The sequence below is a fragment of the Vibrio alginolyticus NBRC 15630 = ATCC 17749 genome, from assembly GCF_000354175.2.
Lineage (GTDB): Bacteria > Pseudomonadota > Gammaproteobacteria > Enterobacterales > Vibrionaceae > Vibrio > Vibrio alginolyticus.
On the sequence record NC_022349.1, the window covers coordinates 3150406 to 3165947 of the forward strand.

General features: G+C 44.6%; 14 protein-coding genes and 1 tRNA gene. 8 read left to right on the plus strand and 7 right to left on the minus strand.

The window, feature by feature from the left end; all coding sequences use genetic code 11:
• Window positions 1–20 precede the first annotated feature (20 nt).
• Window positions 21–2717: a heavy metal translocating P-type ATPase gene (locus N646_RS14495; protein ID WP_017819979.1), complete on the minus strand. Its 2697-nt coding sequence runs from the start codon at window positions 2715–2717 to the stop codon at window positions 21–23.
• 475 nt (window positions 2718–3192) lie between these two features.
• Between N646_RS14495 and chiP the strand changes: the two genes are divergently transcribed.
• From chiP to N646_RS14515, 4 genes are all read left to right on the plus strand, one after another.
• Window positions 3193–4314, plus strand: coding sequence for a chitoporin (gene chiP, locus N646_RS14500; RefSeq protein WP_017819978.1), 1122 nt, complete (start codon window positions 3193–3195; stop codon window positions 4312–4314).
• A 123-nt stretch (window positions 4315–4437) separates the two neighbouring features.
• Window positions 4438–5034 (plus strand): YccT family protein, encoded by a 597-nt coding sequence (locus N646_RS14505; protein WP_005382008.1) that lies wholly within the window; start codon window positions 4438–4440, stop codon window positions 5032–5034.
• Window positions 5035–5211: 177 nt separating this feature from the next.
• Window positions 5212–6639 (plus strand): glutamate--tRNA ligase, encoded by a 1428-nt coding sequence (gene gltX, locus N646_RS14510; protein WP_005384075.1) that lies wholly within the window; start codon window positions 5212–5214, stop codon window positions 6637–6639.
• Window positions 6640–7279: 640 nt separating this feature from the next.
• Window positions 7280–8242: an OmpA family protein gene (locus tag N646_RS14515; RefSeq protein WP_006743033.1), complete on the plus strand. Its 963-nt coding sequence runs from the start codon at window positions 7280–7282 to the stop codon at window positions 8240–8242.
• Between the two features lie 114 nt (window positions 8243–8356).
• Here N646_RS14515 and N646_RS14520 read toward each other — a convergent pair whose 3' ends face one another.
• The 3 genes from N646_RS14520 to N646_RS14530 all read right to left on the minus strand — a co-directional run bounded on the left by N646_RS14520 (window position 8357) and on the right by N646_RS14530 (window position 10528).
• Window positions 8357–8863: a hypothetical protein gene (locus N646_RS14520; RefSeq protein WP_005382011.1), complete on the minus strand. Its 507-nt coding sequence runs from the start codon at window positions 8861–8863 to the stop codon at window positions 8357–8359.
• A gap of 279 nt (window positions 8864–9142) precedes the next feature.
• A tRNA-Arg gene (locus N646_RS14525) sits at window positions 9143–9219 on the minus strand.
• A gap of 175 nt (window positions 9220–9394) precedes the next feature.
• Window positions 9395–10528: a flagellar assembly protein FlgT gene (locus tag N646_RS14530; RefSeq protein WP_017819977.1), complete on the minus strand. Its 1134-nt coding sequence runs from the start codon at window positions 10526–10528 to the stop codon at window positions 9395–9397.
• A gap of 169 nt (window positions 10529–10697) precedes the next feature.
• On the opposite strand from N646_RS14530, the gene N646_RS14535 reads away from it, so the two are divergent.
• Window positions 10698–11336 carry a FlgO family outer membrane protein gene (locus N646_RS14535; protein ID WP_005382013.1) on the plus strand — a complete coding sequence of 213 codons (639 nt, stop codon included), beginning with the start codon at window positions 10698–10700 and terminating at the stop codon, window positions 11334–11336.
• Window positions 11337–11345: 9 nt separating this feature from the next.
• The gene (gene flgP, locus N646_RS14540) at window positions 11346–11777 is read left to right on the plus strand and encodes a flagellar assembly lipoprotein FlgP (protein WP_005382014.1); all 432 of its coding nucleotides are present in this window, start codon (window positions 11346–11348) and stop codon (window positions 11775–11777) included.
• A 102-nt stretch (window positions 11778–11879) separates the two neighbouring features.
• Here flgP and N646_RS14545 read toward each other — a convergent pair whose 3' ends face one another.
• The 3 genes from N646_RS14545 to flgA form a co-directional block, all read right to left on the minus strand.
• Window positions 11880–12305 carry a flagella synthesis protein FlgN gene (locus N646_RS14545; protein ID WP_005382015.1) on the minus strand — a complete coding sequence of 142 codons (426 nt, stop codon included), beginning with the start codon at window positions 12303–12305 and terminating at the stop codon, window positions 11880–11882.
• A 27-nt stretch (window positions 12306–12332) separates the two neighbouring features.
• Complete coding sequence (gene flgM, locus N646_RS14550) at window positions 12333–12647, minus strand: flagellar biosynthesis anti-sigma factor FlgM (protein ID WP_017819976.1); 315 nt, start codon at window positions 12645–12647, stop codon at window positions 12333–12335.
• A 116-nt stretch (window positions 12648–12763) separates the two neighbouring features.
• A complete protein-coding gene (gene flgA, locus N646_RS14555) occupies window positions 12764–13510 on the minus strand; it encodes a flagellar basal body P-ring formation chaperone FlgA (protein ID WP_005382020.1) in 747 nt (248 codons plus the stop codon).
• Between the two features lie 75 nt (window positions 13511–13585).
• On the opposite strand from flgA, the gene N646_RS14560 reads away from it, so the two are divergent.
• Together N646_RS14560 and N646_RS14565 are read left to right on the plus strand one after the other, a co-directional pair.
• A complete protein-coding gene (locus N646_RS14560) occupies window positions 13586–14512 on the plus strand; it encodes a chemotaxis protein CheV (protein WP_005382022.1) in 927 nt (308 codons plus the stop codon).
• Window positions 14513–14523: 11 nt separating this feature from the next.
• Window positions 14524–15351, plus strand: coding sequence for a CheR family methyltransferase (locus N646_RS14565; RefSeq protein WP_005382024.1), 828 nt, complete (start codon window positions 14524–14526; stop codon window positions 15349–15351).
• Window positions 15352–15542: the final 191 nt, after the last annotated feature.

A 15542-nucleotide genomic window follows, 5' to 3' on the forward strand; every position in this document is an offset into this window, starting at 1 on the left:
ATACCCTCAAAAAGAAGTGGTTATTTTACTGAAAACAGTCGTAGTCGATTTGCATTACTAACGACAGTAATTGAAGACAGTGCCATTGCCGCTCCTGCGACAACAGGACTGAGCAAAAATCCAAACGCTGGGTAAAGCACGCCAGCGGCAACTGGAATACCCAACGAGTTGTAAACAAAGGCACCAAATAGGTTTTGCTTCATGTTTTTAAGTGTAGCGCGAGAGAGTTCAATCGCATGTACTACCGCCATTGGTGACGTGTTCAGGATGGTCATTTGCGAACTTTCAATGGCGACATCACTGCCGCTACCCATGGCAATACCTAGGTTGGATAACGCGAGAGCAGGGGCGTCGTTAATGCCATCCCCCACCATTGCCACGACATGTCCTTGAGATTGAAGTTGCTCAATGTGCTGAGCTTTCTCATCTGGCATTACTTGGGCAATCACTTCATCAATACCAAGTTCTTGGCCGATAGCATTGGCAACGTGTTGGTTATCGCCCGTCAGCATTACCGTTTTGATGCCTTGCGATTTTAATGCAGAGAGCGCTTGCTTCGCATCTGATTTGATCGGGTCGGCAATGGCGATCAGACCGATCAGTTCGCCGTTCAATGCCACAGCTACCGGAGTCCACGCATTTTTTGCGCATTCATCGATGGCAGGTTTTAGTGCGCTGGTCTCGACGTTCTCTGCTTGCATAAATTGAAGCGAACCAATGAGCAGCGGTTTATCTTGATACGTCGCCAAAATGCCGCGTCCGCGAACGTTCTCAAACTTGTCTAATGAGACGTCTTTTGCGTCGTGTCGTTTGGCGTAATCACATACCGCTTTTGCCAGTGGGTGCTCAGACTGACGCTCTGCCGCATACGCTAAAGCCAATAGATCTTCTTGGCTGGTGGCGTGAGTAAACACTTGCTGAACGCTAGGTTTACCTTGGGTAAGTGTGCCAGTTTTGTCGAACACAACCGTGTCGACTTTGCTTGCCAATTGCAGGGCGTCGGCGTCTTTGATCAGAATGCCGAGCTCTGCGGCTTTACCCACTCCCACCGTGACAGAAAGTGGGGTTGCTAAGCCTAGGGCGCAAGGGCAGGCGATGATCAGGACGGTTGTGGTGACCACCAGCATATAACTCGCTTTTGGCTCTGGGCCAACGGCAAACCAAACGAGCGCGGCCAGTATTGCTATACCAACAACGACAGGGACAAACACCGATGAAATCTGGTCTGCCAGTTTCGCGATGGCTGGCTTACTGCTTTGCGCTGTGCGCACCATGCGGATGATACGAGCCAGCATGGTATTTGCGCCAATGCCCGTTGCCTCAATGACTAATCCACCATCGGTGTTTAATGTCCCGGCAGACACTTGAGCCTCTTGCGCTTTTAATACTGGTACTGGTTCACCAGTGAGCATCGACTCATCAATGTATGATTCACCTTGAATCACAACACCATCAACAGGCACTTTCTCGCCTGGTTTGATACGCAGTTTCATGCCTAACGTGATTTGCTCAACCGCGATTTGTTGGTCGCCTTGTTCCGTAATTACCGTAGCTTGCTGAGGTTGCAGGTTAATCAACGCTTGTAAGGAACGTGTTGTGTTTGCTTTGGCTTTTGCTTCTATATAGTGCCCAAGAGAAATTAAGCCGATGATCATTGCACTCGCTTCAAAGTACACGTGGCGTGAAGCAAGAGGGAACCAGTCTGGGAAAATCACCACAAGCATCGAATAGAACCACGCTGCGCCAGTACCGAGCGCGACTAACGTGTCCATGGTGGCGCGCTTGTGAGTAGCTGCTAACCAAGCGTTACTGAAGAAGTGTTTCCCTGCTGTGGCAAGAAGGAGTAAACATACGATACCGATCGCGCCCCAAGCTAATTGGTCGTTGGTGTTGCGAATCATCATATTGCCGCCAGCTACGCCCCAAATCATTAAAGGGGCACCGACGACAAGGCCAGCAATAGCATCCAGTTTAAAGCGTTTTTGTTGCTGACGTTGTTGCTGTGCTTGCTTTTCTTGCTGGGTTGCGGCGTCTTGTAGGATCTCTGCTTGGTAACCGGCTTGTTTTACCGATTCAACAATTGCGTTAAGGAGGTCATCAGAGTCTTGGCTTGCGAATACTAGTGCGCTTTGTTCTGCAAGGTTGACCTGTGCTTTCTCAACGCCTTCTACGTTAGTAAGTGCTTTCTCTACTGAAGATACGCAACTCGCACACGTCATGCCTTGAATCAGCATTTGCAATTGAATACTCGCTGGTGGCACCTGCGTATCTTTAATATTGCTTTGCTTTTCTACCGGCTCGGTCTCTGGTGAGCTTTCGTTCTCTACTTCAACAGAATCAAGGTTGGCGGTATAGCCGAGTGTTGCTATTAAGTCGATCACTTGTTGCTCGGAGAGGAGGGTACGAATCTCTAAGTGCGTTGTTGAAGCCTCAAAAGAAATAACGTCTTGATTAGATTCTAATAAAGATGAAAGTTTTTTGACGCAACCGCCACAGCTTAAGCCTGAAAGGTTTAGTTCGTAGTGATTTCCTGCTTGGTAACCAAGAGATTCAATCGACGAGACGAGCTCTTTAAGAGAAGACTCGGTTTTGACCTCTACTTGCGTCGGGGACAAATTGAGGATCTCCACATCGTGATTCGCATGTAAAGCATTCTCAACTTTTCTCGCACAGCCCATGCAGTTGAGCCCTGATAAAGGTATAACTAACTGATACATAATCTGCACCTCAATAGTAGTGATGCTATGAGCTTAAACCTTCCTGCAAGGGTAAGGTCAATACCCATTTGCTACTCACAACAATTTCGTCAAAATCTCTCGAATCCCACAAGTGCACGGTCATTTTACTTGCGAGTGATCTCAAGGTTTTTTCTCTTTGAATATAAAGTTCCGTTAAAACACCTAAAAGATGAATGAAGTCGCTCACGTTTTTTAGATGCTCTCAATGTCAGTTCAGTGTCAAAACGTACTTTTAACGTTTTTATTTTTATATTTGATGTTAACTAATTGTTTTTATTGATTTATTTTATTTTTGATCTTCTCATTTTGAAGTCGCTCAGATTGCTGTAGGGAAAGTTTTTTAGTGCGAAAAAAGTTTGTCATATTTGCCCCGTCCAAACACTGTTTCAAGTTCCTGCCATGTCCTAGTTAGTGAATTTGAAAATGGAAAAAACTAAAAATATAGGGGTTTATAATGTCTTACCTAAAGAAAAGCCTACTTGCCACGGCAATTACCGGCATGATGTTCAGTGGTGTTGCATTTGCTGATGGTGCAAACAGTGACGCAGCAAAAGAGTTTCTAACCAAAGATTCATTTTCTTATGAAGTTTACGGGATCATCGCGATGCAGGCCGCGTACCGCGATTACGATTCTGGCAGCAAAGCAACGGACGATGACTTGGGTGGCATGCAGCTAAACAACGAATCTCGTATCGGTTTCCGTGGTAAGAAACAATTTGCTAACTTCGACCCTACTTTTATTTGGCAAATCGAAGGCGGTTATGTAGACCCTAGCTTTGGTGGCGAGGGCGCAGGTCTTGGTGAACGTGACACATTCGTCGGTTTTGAAAGTGCATCTTGGGGGCAAATTCGCCTGGGTCGCGTTTTGACACCTATGTACGAATTGGTTGACTGGCCAGCATCTAACCCTGGCCTGGGCGATGTATACGACTGGGGTGGTGCTATTGGTGGCGCCAAGTACCAAGACCGTCAATCAAACACTATCCGCTGGGACTCTCCAATGTTTGCTGACAAATTCTCCCTAGATATCGCAGCTGGTGCAGGTGATAAAGCAGGTCTAGGTGAAGGGGATGACTACTGGGGTGGTATCGCTGCACACTACAAAATTGGTCCTATCCAGTTAGATGCGGCATATGAAGGTAACCGTAATATCAAGATGGAAAGCCAAACGTGGGAAAACAACACGTACTTGGTAGGGGCACAAGGCTGGTTTGATAACGGAATCTCTTTCTTCGCGCAATACAAATACATGGAGGCGGACGCAAGCAATGGTGTGAGTGAAAAGCAAGATGCAATGTCTGCCGCTATCATGTACACCACGGGTGATTGGCAATACAAACTGGCTTACGCCGCTAACTTTGATCTAGAGCGTGATGGTAAGAAAATTAACGATACAGCGGATGATGTGTTATCAGCACAAGTTATGTATTTCGTAGACCCATCGGCAGTGCTGTACGTACGTGCTCGTACTCTAGACTTTGGCGACGGTGCGTCTCAATTAGATAAACCAACAGAAGCACGTTGGAAGTCTGCTGACTACGACGAGTTCTCTGTAGGTGTTGAATACTACTTCTAACTAAAGAAGCAGCTAAAAGGGCGGAAACGCCCTTTTTATCTTGATACTTATTCAAATAAGCCTTTGAAATGACTGGCCTGTAAATTTTAGAGGCTTATCTAAATTGGTATAAAGTGAGAAACCATGATGAAAAAAACAACGACACTTCTCGGACTTTGCGCAATGCTTTCGGCGCCAGCTTTTGCTGCTCAACTCACTCTGCAATCTGAATTAGTTCCTCGCGTTCTCAACGGCGAGTTCGTCTACCCTGAGTGGATATCCAAGAACAACAGCATCGAGTTAAAGGATGGGGAAAACCAATTGGCGGTAACGGTTGGACAAATCGTATTTGAAGATGGAAAGCGCCGTAAATTCGATTCGCAGCCGCTGGTATTAGAGTTTGATGCAGAAAAAGACACCGAGCTTTCTCTGACTTATCAAACATTCCGTACTATTGAAGAGGCGAGAGCCTTCGAACTCGATCCTAAAGTGGTATTGAAAGACAAAAACGGAAAAGAAGTGGCATTCTCTATGGTTCAACTTCGTAAAGGTGGTTTGCAAGGTTTTCGTGATTACGAACGAGAAGTTGCCGACTATAATAACGCAATGAATAAAGAATCGACTAAGGCAAGCATTGCGTCTTCTCCAGCGGAAACCAAAACAATCAAAGCATCGTTTAATGAATTGAGCCGTGAAGAGCAGCAAGAATTTATGCAATGGGCAATGCGTAACCTGAAGTAATTTCGTCTCGTGCTTTAACAGTAAATAGCAGGGCTGTGCCTTTTTGGTTCTGCCCCGTTTTTATTTCTGTTGTCAAACCGATTGTAGAATTGACTTACGGTGGTAAAATGTCGCCACTTTTATCCTTGACATTACAACGAGAGATCTCTCGTTGCTCATTACCCCTAAGGAACTCAAATGACGGTTAAAACTCGTTTTGCTCCTAGCCCAACTGGCTATCTACACGTTGGTGGTGCGCGTACTGCACTTTACTCTTGGCTATACGCTAAAAACCAAGGTGGTGAATTCGTTCTACGTATCGAAGATACAGACCTTGAGCGTAACTCTCAGGAAGCGGTTGATGCAATTCTTGAAGGCATGGAATGGCTAGGCTTGGAGTGGGATGAAGGTCCTTACTACCAAACTCAACGTTTTGACCGTTACAACGAAATGGTTGATAAGCTTCTTGCTGAAGACAAAGCTTACAAATGTTACGCGTCTAAAGAGCTGCTAGATGAAATCCGTGCAGAGCAAGAAGCAAATAAAGAAATGCCTCGCTACGATGCTAACCATCCAAAAATCAAAGCAGCAAACGAAGCGGCAAAAGATGGCGATCCATGTGTTATCCGTTTCCGTAACCCGAAAGAAGGCAGCGTAGTATTTGATGATCAAATCCGTGGTCGCATTGAAATCCGCAACGATCAAATGGATGACCTAATCATTCGTCGTACTGACGGTTCACCTACTTACAACTTCTGTGTAGTAGTGGATGACTGGGACATGGGTATCACTCACGTTGTTCGTGGCGAAGACCACATCAACAACACGCCTCGTCAAATCAACATCTACGAAGCACTAGGTGCGCCAGTACCAACATTTGCACACTGTGCAATGATCCTGGGTGATGACGGCGCGAAACTGTCTAAACGTCACGGCGCTGTATCAGTCATGCAATACCGCGATATGGGTTACCTGCCTGCGGCACTAAACAACTACCTAGTGCGCCTTGGTTGGTCTCATGGTGACCAAGAAATCTTCTCTCAAGAAGAGATGATCAATCTATTTAGCCTAAACGCAGTATCTAAGTCAGCGTCTGCTTTTAACACTGACAAACTGCAATGGTTGAACAACCACTACATCAAGAACTCAGATCCTGCGTACGTTGCTGAGCATCTACAATGGCATCTAGATCAACAAAAACTAGACGTAACGAATGGTCCTGCTATCACTGACGTGATCAAGCTAGTGGGTGAGCGTTGCAACACGCTAGTTGAGCTAGCTGAGCAAATCCGTTACTTCTATGAAGATTTCTCTGAGTTTGAAGCGGGCGCAGCGAAGAAACATCTACGTGGCGTGGCTAAAGAGCCTCTAGAACTTGCATTAGCGAAAGTGGAAGCACTAACTGAGTGGACGACAGCGAACATCAAAGATGGCGTTATCGCAGCAGTATGTGAAGAGTTGGAAATCGGCATGGGCAAAATCGGTATGCCATTACGTGTTGCTGTAACAGGCGGCGGTCAGTCTCCTTCTGTCGATGCAGTAATGGAGCTGGTTGGAAAAGAGCGTTGTATTGCTCGCATTAAGATGGCGCTTGAGTTCATTGCTGAGCGTGAAGCAAACGCATAATTGCTTTGAACTGAACGTTCTTTTGAATAAATAGTCACAAAGCCGCGGTGAGCAACCGCGGCTTTTTTGTATCTTCAATTTAGATAACGAGAAACTTTCTCTCATATTGGTGAATGAAGAGATGGTTTCACCTGTAATTTACCTCAATATGGATAAGATTTTTTAATCCAAATATCGTTGGCATGAATAAAAAACGAGCGATTATATATCAAATATCTGATTGATTTTTATCCATGTTCCTTAAAGTTCCATTTTGTTTGTCTCATTTTTAAGAAAAATCTTTGCTTTAGCTATGTTGTTCCAAAAAACAAAGCAAACGTTTGCGTCGTGATTGCGTGGGGATTTTTTTGCTTAAGATCACATGTTGTCGAGATTTTTGATGACAATAAATTGACAGAATTGGGATTTTTCTCGCGATTTCTTAGCGTTATAGTTCATCCCGTCAGCGATACCGAGATGGCGATATGTATCACTGAGCAGGAAATGTACGTAAGTTGCTTCCATAAAAAAAATGCATGTGCATAAAAAGAAGCTGACTAAGTATCTCACTCAAGGAATGAATAAAAAGAATTGAAATACAATGTCAGTCAGACGGCGCATTTCGGCATCTAACAAAAGAACTTCTTTAGAGGAATCAATAATGAAAAAATTAGCAGCGGTAATTTCAGCGTCTCTACTTATGGCTTCAGCAGCACAAGCAGAAGTATACGTTGGTGGTAAGATGGGTAAGTCATGGATGGAAGACGCGTGTGTAGCGGGCCAGGCTTGTGACAAAGACGATTCTACTCTTGGCGCTTTTGTTGGTTACGAAATGAATAAATACTTCGCAGTAGAAGCGGGTTTCGACAACATCGGTGATTTTAACCAAACTTCTTTCGGTGGCCACGTAGAAGCAATCACTCTTGCTCCTAAATTTAGCCTACCAATCACTGAAGACATCGCACTTTACGGTAAAGTGGGTGGCGCTTACGTAATGTTTGATGGCAAAGATGATTACTCTTACCTAGGCGCGGCTGGTCTTGAATTCAACCTAAGCCAAAACGTAACAGCTCGTGCGGAATACCAAACACTGACTGACATCAGCAACGATGTAACTCGTGCGACAGGTAACACTGCAACACTAGGTGTTTCTTTCAAATTCGGCGGCAACGATGAGCCAGTAATCGTAGAAGAGCCAGTTGTTGTTGAAGAAGTGGTTGTAGAAGAAGTGGTAGAAGAGCCAGTTGTAGTTACGAAAACATTCGAAACTCAAACAATTGGCACAGGTAGCTTCGATCTAAACAGCACAACTCTAAAACCAGAGAGCGCTGCAAAACTTGATAACCTAGTTGCTTTCCTAAACGAGCACCCACAAGCGAACGTTGAAGTTGTAGGTTACACAGATACGTCTGGTCCAGCAGCTTACAACCTAAAGGTTTCTGAAAAACGTGCTGAGTCTGTTGCTAACGCGCTCGTTGAAAAAGGTATTGATTCATCACGTATCCAAGCTCGTGGCGAAGGTGAAAATAACCCAATCGCTTCAAACGACACTCGTGAAGGTCGTCAACAAAACCGTCGCGTAGAAATCGTTGTTCCAGAATTTGAATACCAAGTTCAGCAATAAGCTCCTATTCGACCGTAGTATAGAAGACTGAAGCTGAAAGCCCCAAAGAGTTCGCTCTTTGGGGCTTTTTATTTCTCTTTAAAAACTGACTGAAATGTTCAAAGTGGCTAGGTATTACTTAAGATCAATGCTGTTTAAACGCCCCATAAATGTCAGGATCTCCAAGTTATCTTTATGTGCTTCTAACAACGCTTTTTTGGTTTGCATGTAGGCGGCAAGTTTGCCGTACTTACTAATAGAGCGAACCACCGTTTTATATTTATACTCACCGTCATCATTGAACTCTCGCCACTTGGCGATGTAACACGTATCTCGGTTGTCAGGGTTTTCAAGAGTAGGGTTAGGCTTGTGAACGATTTTAGGCTCAACGCTATGTGGAAGCCTGGTCATTAAGTAAGGGTCTTTCAAAAGACGTCGCCAGAATTTGCCCCACATTTGCCGGCCTAACTCGTTTCTCAGCTTAATGGCTTTTTGTAAGCCTTTCTTTTCTCCAATACGAACAAATCCTACCGAGCGGTGTAGTACCGTATCCTCGGGGGTATGGATATGTATCTTAAAGGCTGTCTTGCCTTTAGAAATAAAGCGGTGTCCAGTGTTAGTTATTAAATTGCTCTTAGACATAGTGCTAACTAATAATTTTATTAATAGCTAAAAGGGTAAGCAAAACTCATAGATAATTAAAGTAATAAAATACAAAACTGTAAATAGGGCTTGTTGAAATGATTTCAAGGGGAAGAAGTCAGATCAGTAGAAGGGTTTATCCCGTAACCGAAACACCCGATCCGATCATATTGATTACTGGGAAGATTATCTAACACGGTGTACTAGGGGGAGCAGTGCGAGGCTTGAAATTGAAGATACAAAAAAGCCTTAGCTCAAGTGGGAGCTAAGGCTATGATATGGCGCCCCCAGTAGGATTCGAACCTACGACCTGTCCCTTAGGAGGGGACTGCGCTATCCAGCTGTGCCATGGGGGCGTAATACCAATAGTTGCAGTTCATTGCACTGTTTTACTGAGTTCAAATCTAGCAATCTACCAGATCTGTATCAGCATCACGTTGAACGATTCGCTACGGTCATTGGTATAATCAAATAAGATGCGCTGCCTATGATATTCAAAAGTGAGCATATCTCAAGACTTAATGTTTGCTTTTATAGGATCTTGTTCATTACGTCGCCAATTTGAACGCTAGATGCTAAATTTGGCTGATCAATCGTCAGTTCCGCTTCGTGTTCGTATATGCGTGATACCGTTAATGTAATTTCGCTTTGCGAGACTTTGTTTCTTGGCAATCCATTTTGGTCGATAAACGACGCGGTGTGCCAAAGCTGCAATTTGTCTCCCTCTTTTACGCCGTGCATACGGCCGAGATCCATCGTTACGGTATTACCGAAGACTGCCACAACCTCTGGCAATGTAATTTTGCAAGACAGCTCCGACTCCAGATCCAACATAATATTGCGACTAACGCGAAGCATCATCTCGCCATAGGTCGATGCCCAAAAACGTGCACTACGAGTGTCCACTTGACTCGTCTTAGCAAATGGCCAACGCGCGACCTCACGGTAGGCTTTGTTGAGGATTTTATGGCCAGTTTTACCATCAAATACTTTCATTTCTAACGCAAACTGACGATTGATGATGTCATCTTGCAATAGTTGAGATTCGACCGTTGCAGTGAGATCGGTTATGACCCCTCCAATGATGTATTGTGCGCCATTGTCTTGTGCGATCATTTGAGTGCGAGCAGGATAGTTGCTGCTTATTGAGTAGTCCGTTGTACCAACAGACACAAAGCTGCGTGAGGTTTGATCAAGTTGACGGTTCACTACGTGGCTAAAATCGTCACCAACTTGATAAATTTGTCCCATCACTGCTTGTTGTGGTGATGCGACCTCAATATTGCCGACCAGCATTGTCTTTTTGTATTGATCGGTGTGGCAACCCGTTGCCGATGGATAAATATCAACGCGGATTTTTACCTCGACTTTACCGCGACGTTTGCGTTCAGACTCGACCAAAATGTAACGGACTTCATGATTGGTAAACTGGTATTCGTTGCGGCTTTCTTCTAATAGCGGCATCAAGTTGCTAATACTGCCAATATCTGCGCCCGAAAAATTGACGGCTTTGAACAGCGCGTCTTCCAACGCATGGAGCCTTGCCGTCTCTTCTGAAGAAACGATGGTGGCAACGCCTGTGACTTCATACCAAGATGCCATTACCTTAAAAGGCACAAGCATCACTAAAGTGATTGAAAACAGACTGTTTAATATTTTTTTCATTGGTTACAACCGTTCGGGTATAAATATTGCTTTAACAAATTCAGTGAAGTTTGGTGGGTTTTTCTTCGTTAGGCAAACAAAGAAAAGCAAAGACTGTTCCAATATTCACTTTCTTGGAAAGGAATTAATAAAGAACGGTATCACCTAAGATTATCTGGAGAATCAAACCATGAAAAAGTGGCTTGTCGCCGCATCGATGATGACGCTTCTGACATCGTGCGCGTACTCACCGATTTACAATGGTAAAGAACCGTACTCGGGAAGCCAGTTCATGCTGATGGATAGTCCGCGTCATACGATGGACTTTTTCATTGAGAGCATGACAGAAGACCTGATGGTTTCTAATGTGGCAGTATCAGCGCGGACACCGATTGCGATTACCTCGTTTGTTGATCTACAAAATATGGATGCAACAAACTGGTTAGGTAACTCGGTCTCTGAAGGTTTTATCCATCAGTTTCAGCGCCGAGGGTTTAAAGTGGTTGATTTCAAAACTACGGGCTCTATTCAAGTGACGCAGCAGGGCGATTTTGCTTTAAGTCGTGATTGGCAAGATTTAGCTCAAGAGCAGCAAATTCAGTATGTACTGACCGGAACAATGTTGCGCCAAGAGGGCGGAGTGCTTGTCAATGCACGCGTGGTTGGCATGCAAAGCCGTGTAGTTGTAGCGACAGCGCAAGGTTTCCTTCCGGCTGACCGTATTGGGCGTGACTTAGATACGTTAAATAGCATCCGCACACAAGATGGTGTGTTGATTCGTTCTGACCCTACCATTCGTCAGCCGTACACTGTGATTCTCCGTCCATAGGATAGAAGCATGAAGAAGTTATTATTTATTGTTGCCACACTGATATTGGTTGGGTGTCAGCCATTACAACAGATGCGTCAAGATGAAATCTTAGTTGCGGTGGGCTACGCTAGCGTCAGTGAGCAAACAGGCCGCACAGTAGAAGAAAAGCGTGTACGAGCAATGCGCGCATCAAAAATTGATGCTTATCGTGAGCTAGCAGAGCAAGTTTATGGCATGCGTGTTAGTGGACGTGCAGAGCTGCAAGACCAGCGTTTGGGTATTGAAAGCACCACTGGTGCCGTCGATGGTGTAATTCGTGGTGCAGAAGTTGTGCGTAGTTATCTTGTTGAAGACAGTTATGTGACTGAGCTGCGTCTGGATATCCGTAAGATGGATAAGCTACGTGATTATGGAGAAGTTCAGCAGGTGCCTGAGAAGCGTCAGCAAACCTTGTTTTAAACCATTTCACTAGACAGATAATCTTTTTGAGCGGCTTATTGGTAACAATGAGTCGCTTTTTTATATCTACGTGAGCGCGGGAATTGAGGGTAGGAGTGACGTTTAAGCTTTTATATTGGTGCCAAGCGTCGAGATAGTGTGGGTTTTTCCGCCCGCATTGTAGGTCATGCCAACTTTGCCATGAGTTCGCTGAAGCATGTTGTTGAGTTTATTGAAGCTCAGCTGTGCGCGACTAAGCGATTCGCCATTTACTTGGTTAACTTGTTGACAGTCGAGGACGATCGATTGGATTTGAGCAACAACCTGACTTAGGTGCTCATCTTCAGTAAGTTGATTGACGTGCGGGTGAGAGGCGATTCGCTGATCAGTTGTTCTGAGCTGATCAATGAGCGTCATCTTCTGTTTGGCAATGTTCTCAATCTCGGTAGAGACACGCGCCGTTATTGCTTGTGTTTCTTGGCGTAAAACAGCGGAAAGTGCCTTAGCATTTTCTAGCTGGAAATTAACGAGATCGACTAATGCTGCCATAAAACACTTACCTTCGGCCTAAGCCAGTTAGCTTTTGCCTTGCAATTCGTTTTCAAACTTAATCATGTTGTCAGCCAATTTTTCAGGATCGACTTTGTATGAACCGTTTGTGATAGCTTCTTTGATTGCTGCAACTTTGGCGCTGTCATATGCCGGAGAAGCTGCCATATCCTTCTGGAGTTTACTGACGGCTTTACTTTGCTGGCTGAGTGATACTGCGTCTTGTTGCGCTGGCGCCTTTTTTGATTCTGTCGTGCTGGTAGCATTGGAATCGTTACGTGTAGGAGCACGACTTGTTGTCGTCATCATTTGCCCTGAACGTATATTATCTATACCTGCCATGTTTAACCTTTGCCTTGTATCGTAATACTGGTATCCAGACTATCGACCAGCGCAAAAATAACTTTAGTCATTTTTTGCATTTTTATTGATCAGTTTAAACACGCTACCAGTGGGTATTAAAAATTAACAGTGATTTCCGCAATGTCAGTCACTATGCCTTCTATTATACGTTGTGACTTATCATTTTTCACTCTTACTTGATCGCCAGCTGAACCATCCTGCAATGCTGTGCCTTGCGTTGTGATCGTCATGCCAGAATTCACCGCTTTGATAATGACCTTTTCATTTCGGCATACCACACAAACATCATTTCTCTCTACGACATCGCCTAAACGAACATTACGCTTTAGCTTTGCCCCAACCACTTGATCGTAGCTAGAAAATCCATCTTTACGAAAGCGCTGTAGCTCGATCATGGAAGTGGTAACATCCGATGCGCTGACGATTTCTCCTCTCCCTAATGTTCGTGTCGCGACGATCATTGGTACTGATACCGAGATCCTCACAGGGACATAGACTTTCCAGTCATCCGGTTGGCATTCCACTAACACATTGATGTTACTTCTCGTGCTGCTGGTGGAAGAGGCAGATGTATCTAATGGAACAGGGCAATCCGTTGCTTTTATTCTCGAGTCGATCTCTGCCGCATTAACAGATAGCTCGCCACCATCAGGCTGATCAACCGTAGCAAGAATATGTTGTTCTGCTGCTGTTTTTATTTGCTCGATCTGATTATCTGAAGCTGAATGAACAAAAAAGCTAAACATACTGAGCAAAATGCCGATAGACTTAGCGTACTTTGTAATTAGCGCTCTACATATTGTCATAGTCAATGGTGTCGAAGTGAAAGTGAAATACGCCATACTGTCTCCCTGGTATCGTGCTTGCCAGTGGTAGAGTATCATTTAAAACAAAAAGTTTGAGATGGAGATGAGCATATGACGGGGATTCTTGACTCGGTGAATCAGCGTACGCAACTCGTCGGTCAGAACCGATTGGAATTATTGACCTTTCGACTGATGGGCCGACAGCGCTACGGCATTAACGTATTCAAAGTGAAAGAAGTACTACAGTGCCCTAAGCTGACTTCAATGCCAAATCTACACCCTCTGGTTAAAGGTATCGCTCATATCCGCGGCCATACCGTGTCCGTTATTGATTTGAGCCTGGCAATTGGTGGCCGCCCAACCACTGATTTAGATAAATGTTTTGTTGTTATTGCAGAATTTAACCGTACGATCCAAGCATTTTTGGTATCATCGGTTGAGCGTATTATCAATATGCATTGGGAAGCGATTTTGCCACCGCCAGACGGCGCAGGTAAAGCGCACTATTTGACTGCCGTGACAAACATTGACAATGAGCTGGTTGAAATCCTTGACGTTGAAAAAATCCTGGCAGAAATTGCGCCAGTTGATGAAACGATGGATTCCGCTATTGGCGAAGAAATCGCACAAGCAGAGCAAGAAAAGCCTATTGTACGCCGCATACTGATTGCTGATGACTCGACGGTCGCGCGTAAACAGGTAGAGCGTGCGATTACATCCATCGGTTTTGAGGTCGTATCTGTCAAAGACGGCAAAGAAGCGTACAATAAGTTGATTGAAATGGCTCAAGAAGGCAATATCTACGATCAAATTTCGTTGGTTATTTCCGATATTGAAATGCCAGAAATGGACGGCTATACCTTAACGGCTGAAATTCGCAGACATGCCGATTTGAAAGACCTTTATGTTATCCTCCATTCTTCATTAAGTGGTGTATTCAACCAAGCTATGGTTGAGCGTGTAGGTGCCAACACCTTCATTGCGAAATTTAACCCAGATGAGTTGGGTAACGCGGTTAAATCTGCATTAACACAATAAAAGAGACATTAATGACTGCTATTACAATCAGTGATCAAGAGTATCGTGACTTTAGCCGTTTTCTAGAATCGCAATGTGGCATCGTGTTAGGTGATAGCAAGCAATACCTCGTGCGTAGCCGACTGAGTCCTTTAGTGACGAAGTTTAAGCTCGCATCGTTATCAGATTTGCTACGTGATGTTGTTACAGGGCGTAATCGAGAATTACGAGTCGCCGCTGTGGATGCGATGACGACTAACGAAACCTTGTGGTTTCGAGATACTTATCCGTTCACGGTTTTAGCTGACAAATTATTGCCAGAAGTAGCGGCAAGTAAGCGCCCAATTAAGATCTGGTCTGCTGCCAGTTCATCGGGCCAAGAACCGTATTCTATTGCAATGACGATCCTGGAAACGCAACAGCGCAAGCCGGGCTTGTTACCAAACGTGTCCATTACAGCCACAGATATTTCGGCAAGTATGCTCGAGATGTGTCGTGCAGGGGTGTACGACAACTTGGCTTTGGGTCGCGGGCTTTCACCAGAACGTCGTCGCACCTTCTTTGAAAATGCGGACGGTGGTCGCATGAAAGTCAAAGATAACGTCAAGCGTTTGGTGAACTTTCGTCCACAAAACTTGATGGACAGTTACGCACTGATGGGTAAGTTCGACATCATTTTCTGTCGTAACGTATTGATTTACTTTTCTCCAGAAATGAAATCTAAAGTGCTTAACCAAATGGCGAGCAGTTTAAACCCTGGTGGTTACTTGCTGTTAGGGGCATCAGAGTCGCTAACTGGTCTGACTGATAAATTTGAAATGGTGCGCTGTAATCCGGGCATCATTTACAAGCTTAAATAGCGGTATCTCTTCATTGATAGAAAAGCCTGACTTCGTGTCAGGCTTTTTTGTTTGTTACCTTTCTGCGCCGAGCGCTTCATGTATCACTCAATTAGTTGAAGCGCGTTTTTGCCTTGTGCCCTCAACACGGTGTATCTTTATTAAGTGAGCAAAGTGATACGACATGACATTCCAGTTACTTTGGCTCACTT